A 5,660-nucleotide genomic window follows, 5' to 3' on the forward strand; every position below is an offset into this window, starting at 1 on the left:
CGGCACGATCCAGCAGTCAGCGGATCGAGTTAGCCGATCGACAGCAGGGCACGTGCATGGCGGATGTCATCCTCCATGGCAGCGACCAGGTCGCCGACCGTGTCGAACTTCAACTCGTCGCGGAGTCGGTGGGTGAACCCCACCGAGACCTGCGCCCCGTACAGGTCACCGTCGAAGTCCAGCAGGTGCGACTCGACCGTGACGGTCTCGCCGTCGAAGGTCGGCCGGGTCCCGACGCTGGTCACCGCCGGCCAGCGCCCGTCGGGGATGTCCACGTCGCCCGCGTACACCCCGTTCGCGGGGAAAGCCATCCGCTCGGACACGTCCACGTTGATCGTCGGGACGCCGAGCTGGTGGCCGCGGCGGTCGCCACGGACGACCGTGCCGTCCAGCACGTGGGGCCGGCCGAGCGCCTCCGCGACCCACCGCACGTCACCGTCGGCGAGCCTCTGGCGGATCGTCGACGACGAGATCGGGCGGTCGAGGTGGCTGCGGAGCGGCACGGCCTCGACGTCGAAGCCGTGGGCGGTACCGAGATCGGCCAGGAGCGAGACGTCCCCGCTGGCGCGGTGACCGAAGCGGAAGTTGCTGCCCACCACCGCCTTGCGCACGTCGAGGACGGCGACCAGCACCTGGTCGACGAAGGCGGCCGGCTCCAGCTGTGACAGCTCCAACGTGAACGGCAGGACCAGCACGCGATCGGCGCCGACCTCCAGCAGCGTCCGCACCCGCCGTTCACGGGTCATCAGCAGCGGCGGCTGCGACCCCGGGCGGAGCACCTCGCTGGGGTGACGGTCGAACGTCACCGCCAGCGCACGCAGGCCCAGTTCCTCGGCGCTTGCAGCCGTGCGGTCGAAGATGGCCTGGTGGCCACGGTGAACGCCGTCGAAGAACCCGATGGTCACGACCGACGGGGCAGCTTCGACCTCGTCGAGCGAGTGCCACGCCCGCTCGGACGGCGACGAACGCCCGGCGGGCGTCGTCATCGGCTCTCCGACCGTTGCAGGTCGGAGGGCTGGACGAACACCGCTTCGGCGCGAGCGTGACCGTCGTCGTCGGCGTAGATCCCCACCAGCGTCGGTTCGCCGCCGACGCGGTGCACCAGCGCGATCGGTCCGGGCAGCCCCGTGGCCGGCAAGCGGCGGCCGGTGGCGACCGCCCGGGCGGTCTCGGCGTCGACCTCGACCGACGGCAGACCCCGCACCGCCTCGGCCATGGTCAGCACCAGCCGGCGCAGCTCGCCGTGTTCGGCGGCGCCCTCGATGTCGGCCAGTGTGTGGGCGTCGTGCACGGTGAACGCGCCGTTGGTCAAGCGGCGGAGCCCCGCGAGGCTCGCTCCGCAGCCGAGTGCGCCGCCGAGGTCGTGTGCGAGGGTGCGGATGTAGGTCCCGGACGAGCACGTCACCAGCAACGACGCGTGCGCGCGCTCCCCCGCTTCGAACGACTCCACGACGATGTCGTGGATCGTCACCGTGCGTGGCTCGCGTCGCACGACCTCACCGCGGCGGGCCTTGTCGTACAACCGTTCGCCGCCGACCTTCACGGCCGACACCATCGGGGGCACCTGCGGGATGTCGCCGATGAACCCGGTCAGCGCCTGGCGCAGACGGCCCTCGGTGACGGCGTGCGCCGACCGTTCCGCCACGACTTGCCCGCTCGCATCCTGGGTGGTGGTCTCCACGCCGAACGTGACCTGTGCGAGGTAGGTCTTGCGGCCCTCCTGCAGGAACCGCACCAGGCGGGTGGCTCGCCCCAGGCACACCACCAGCACACCCGTGGCGTCGGGGTCGAGGGTGCCGGTGTGCCCCACGCGCCGCTGTCGTGTCACGCGGCGCAGGACCCGGACCACGTCGGTGGATCCCATCCCCGCGGGCTTGTCGACGACGAGGACACCGTCGCTCGTGGTCGGTGCGCTCGAGCCGCCCACGTCATATCCCGGCGAGGCGCTCGACGACCGCGTCGATGATCGCGTCACGAGGCTCGTCCGCGTGGAAACCGGCCATGAACTGGTGTCCACCGCCACCGAGGTCGGAGGCCAGCGCGGCGACGTCGGTGCGGCCCTTGGCGCGGAACGACACCCGCCACCGGCCGTCTGGCTGCTCCTTCATGATCATCGCCACTTCGGCCGAGTCGGCGGTGCGCAGCACGTCGATGATGCCCTCGGTCTCCTCCAGCGACATCCCGTACCGCTCGAGGTCCGACTGCTCCACCCAGGAGTACACCAGGCTGGCCTCCGGCACGAACGTGGCGCGGTCCAGGACCCGGGCCAGCACCTTGAGGTACCCGAACGAGTGCGTCTCGAACATCTGCCGGTTCATCTCGGCGTGGTCGATCCCCTCGCCGATCAGCCGGCTACCGAGCTCCATCGCCGAGCGATCGGTGCTCTTGTACTGGAAGCGGCCGGTGTCGGTCACCAGGCCGGTGTACAGGCACGCGGCGATGTCGCGGTCGGGGTGACCGCCGAGTCGGCGGATCAGCTCGTCGACGAGGACCGCCGTCGCTGCGGCGCGGGGCGCGACCAGGTTGATGTCCCCGAACCCGGTGTTGCTCTCGTGGTGGTCGACGACGATCACCGTCCCGGCGCGGTCGGCAGCGCCGGCCAGCAGGCCCAACCGCGCGGGGCTGCCGGCGTCGAAGGTGATCAGCACGTCGGGGGCGTCGGGGAAGTCGCGCGGAGGAACCAGCTGGTCGAGGGCCGGCAGGAACGTGTACTGGGGCGGGACCGCGAACGGGTCACTCCCCCAGGACGCGACCGACGCCACGCCCCACTGTCGCAGGAACAGCTGCATGCCGAGCAACGATCCGATCGCGTCACCGTCGGGGTCGGCGTGACAGGCCAGCCCGATCAGCAGGCCGTCGTCGCGGGCCCGTTCGAGGACGGCGATGGTCGCGTCCCACGCTTCGGCGGGGATCTCGCCGGCCCACCCGGGCGCGTCGTCGTGTCCACGTGACGACAGCTGCTGGTCAATCACCGTCGTCGTCACCGCCCTCATCCTGCTCCCCACCGACCCGACGCAGGAGGTCGTCGATGCGCCGGCCTTCGGCGACGACCTCGTCCGGCGCGAACTCCAGGATCGGGGTGTTGCGCAGCCGGACCCTCCGCGCCAGCAGACCCTGGACGCGGGGCGCGGCGCTCGCCAGCCCGGCGGCCGCTTCGTCGGCGTCGGGTAGGACGGCGTCACCGCCACCACGGGGGTCGCGCGACAGCACGCCCGGCTCGAGCGTCGTGTAGTACACGGTCGCGCGCTTGTGGTCCTCGGTGAGACGGACGTCGGTCACCGTGACGTATGACACCCGCGGGTCGGCGATGTCCTCCTCGAGGAGTTCCGCCACGGCTTCCTTCACCCGCTGCTCCGCCCGCGGGTTGCCTCGCTTGGGCATCTCAGCTGACCTCCCCCACATCGTTGATGATCGCGGTCACGACCACGCGAGGGTCACGTTCGATCACCGCGACGATGCGATCGAGGACGCGCTCCGCGCCGGTCTGGGACGACGCGGCCGCTGCCACCCCGACCGCGCCACGCTGCCACAGGTCCTGGAAGCCGACCTCGGCGACGCTGCACCCCAGTTCACGCTGCAGCCCGGCCTTGAGCTTGTTCATCACGGCGCGCTTGCCCTTGAGCGACCCCACACCGGGGATGTGCAGCTCGACGCGCGCGACGCCGATGAACACCGTGCCAGGCTCCGTGCCGGGAAGATCCATGCGGCATCCTCACGTGGACCACGAACGGCCGGGTCAGACGCGCTCGACCTCGCGCTGCTCGTAGGCCTCGAGCACGTCACCGGACTTGACGTCCTGGAACCGAGCCAGCCCGATGCCGCATTCGTACCCCGACGACACCTCGCGCACGTCGTCCTTGAAGCGACGCAACGACTCGATGCGATCGTCGGCCACGACGACGCCCTCGCGGACGACACGCACGTTGCTGCCGCGTCGAACCTCGCCGTCGGTGACCATGCAGCCGAACACGAACCCGGCGCGCGGGACCCTGAAGATCTCGCGAACCTCCGCCTCGCCGAGCACGACCTCGTGGACCTCGGGCCCGAGCATGCCCTTCAGGGCGCGTTCGATGTCCTCGATGGCCTCGTAGATGATGCGGTAGCTGCGCAGGTCCACACCGCTCTGCTCGATCGCCTCACGCGCGTTGGCGTCCGGCCGGACGTTGAACGCCACGATCGTGGCGTCCGACGCCTCGGCGAGCGTGACGTCGTTGGCGGTGACCGCACCGACGCCCTTGTGCACGACGCGGACCTCCACCTGGCCGTCCAGGTCGGACACGTCGAGTTGGGTGAGCGCGTCGTCGAGCGCCTCGACCGAACCGGACACGTCGCCCTTGATGATCAGGTTGAGCCTGGCGACCTCGCCGCGCTCGACCTCCGCGGCCAGATCCTCCAGCGTCTTGGGACGCTGCTGCTCGACCAGCTCCTTGCGGCGCTGGCGCTCGGCGCGACGTTCGGCGATGTCACGGGCCACGCGTTCCTCGTCGGTGACCCGGAACTCGTCACCGGCCTCGGGGACGTCGTTCCAGCCCAGGACCTGCACCGGGCGGGCGGGTCCCGCCTCCTGGATCGGGTTGCCGTTCTCGTCGAACATCGCACGGACCTTGCCGTCGGCGACGCCGGCGACGACCACGTCTCCGACGTGCAGCGTGCCCGCCTGGACCAGGACGGTCGCCACCGCACCACGGCCCTTGTCGAGGTGGGCCTCGACCACGCGTCCGCGGGCTTCCTTCTTCGGGTTGGCGCTCAACTCCATCAGGTCGGCTTGCAGCAGCAGGATCTCCAACAGGTCGTCGATGCCCTGCTTGGCCTTGGCCGAGACCTGGATGGTCGGCGTGTCCCCGCCGTAGTCCTCGGCGATCAGGCCGTACTCGGTGAGCTGGCCCTTGACCTTGTCCGGGTCGGCGCCCGGCAGGTCCATCTTGTTGACGGCCACCACGATCGGGACCTCCGCGGCCTTGGCGTGGTTGATCGCCTCGACCGTCTGGGGCATCACACCGTCGTCGGCGGCGACGACCAGCACGGCGATGTCGGTGATCTGCGCCCCGCGGGCCCGCATGGCGGTGAACGCCTCGTGGCCGGGGGTGTCGATGAACGTGATCTGCTTGCCGTCCTTGCGCACCTGGTAGGCGCCGATGTGCTGGGTGATGCCACCGGCCTCACCCGACACCACGTCGGCTTCGCGGATCGCGTCCAACAGCAACGTCTTGCCGTGGTCGACGTGGCCCATCACCGTGACGATCGGGGGCCGCGGCTGGAGGTCGGCCGGGTCCTCGGGCTCTTCGATCCCGAACTCCAGCTCCTCCTCGGTCGCGAAGTACACGTCGACGCCGAGCTCGTCGCACAGGATCTCGACGGTGTCGTTGGGCAGCGACTGCTGCACGGTGACCATCTCACCCATCTGGAACAGCTTCTTGACGAGGGCCGCTCCGGACACGTCGAGCTTCTTGGCCAGCTCGTCGACGGTGATGCCCGACAGGACCTCGACGCGCTCGACGTCGGTGGCGAGCGGCTCGTCACGTCGCTGCCGTGGCTGGAAGTCGAGCGCCTGCTCCTGGGGCTGGGTCTTCCGCCCCTTCTTGCGCTTCTTCCCGGCGGGACGGGGCGGCGCGCCCCGCCCGGGCGGGGTACCGCCGGGGGCGCCACGCCCCGGCGCCGGC

At 70.7% G+C, this 5,660-nt stretch carries 6 protein-coding genes; all 6 read right to left on the bottom strand.

The window, feature by feature from the left end; translation table 11 throughout:
• Window positions 1-29: 29 nt before the first annotated feature.
• Window positions 30-986 carry a bifunctional riboflavin kinase/FAD synthetase gene (locus M3N57_01350; GenBank protein ID MDP9021351.1) on the bottom strand — a complete coding sequence of 319 codons (957 nt, stop codon included), beginning with the start codon at window positions 984-986 and terminating at the stop codon, window positions 30-32.
• Window positions 983-1,927 (bottom strand): tRNA pseudouridine(55) synthase TruB, encoded by a 945-nt coding sequence (gene truB / locus M3N57_01355; GenBank protein ID MDP9021352.1) that lies wholly within the window; start codon window positions 1,925-1,927, stop codon window positions 983-985. Before truB ends, M3N57_01350 begins: the two co-directional genes overlap by 4 nt.
• Window position 1,928: 1 nt before the next feature.
• On the bottom strand, window positions 1,929-2,984 hold the full coding sequence (locus M3N57_01360; protein ID MDP9021353.1) for a bifunctional oligoribonuclease/PAP phosphatase NrnA: 1,056 nt from the start codon (window positions 2,982-2,984) through the stop codon (window positions 1,929-1,931).
• Window positions 2,965-3,381: a 30S ribosome-binding factor RbfA gene (gene rbfA / locus M3N57_01365; protein MDP9021354.1), complete on the bottom strand. Its 417-nt coding sequence runs from the start codon at window positions 3,379-3,381 to the stop codon at window positions 2,965-2,967. The genes M3N57_01360 and rbfA overlap by 20 nt, the downstream gene beginning before the upstream one ends.
• A 1-nt stretch (window position 3,382) precedes the next feature.
• Window positions 3,383-3,703, bottom strand: coding sequence for a DUF503 domain-containing protein (locus tag M3N57_01370; GenBank protein MDP9021355.1), 321 nt, complete (start codon window positions 3,701-3,703; stop codon window positions 3,383-3,385).
• Window positions 3,704-3,736: 33 nt separating this feature from the next.
• Window positions 3,737-5,660, bottom strand: a 1,924-nt coding sequence (gene infB, locus M3N57_01375) for a translation initiation factor IF-2 (protein ID MDP9021356.1), incomplete at its 5' end; no start/stop codon positions are given.

Source organism: Actinomycetota bacterium, assembly GCA_030776725.1.
Taxonomy (GTDB): domain Bacteria; phylum Actinomycetota; class Nitriliruptoria; order Nitriliruptorales; family JAHWKO01; genus JAHWKW01.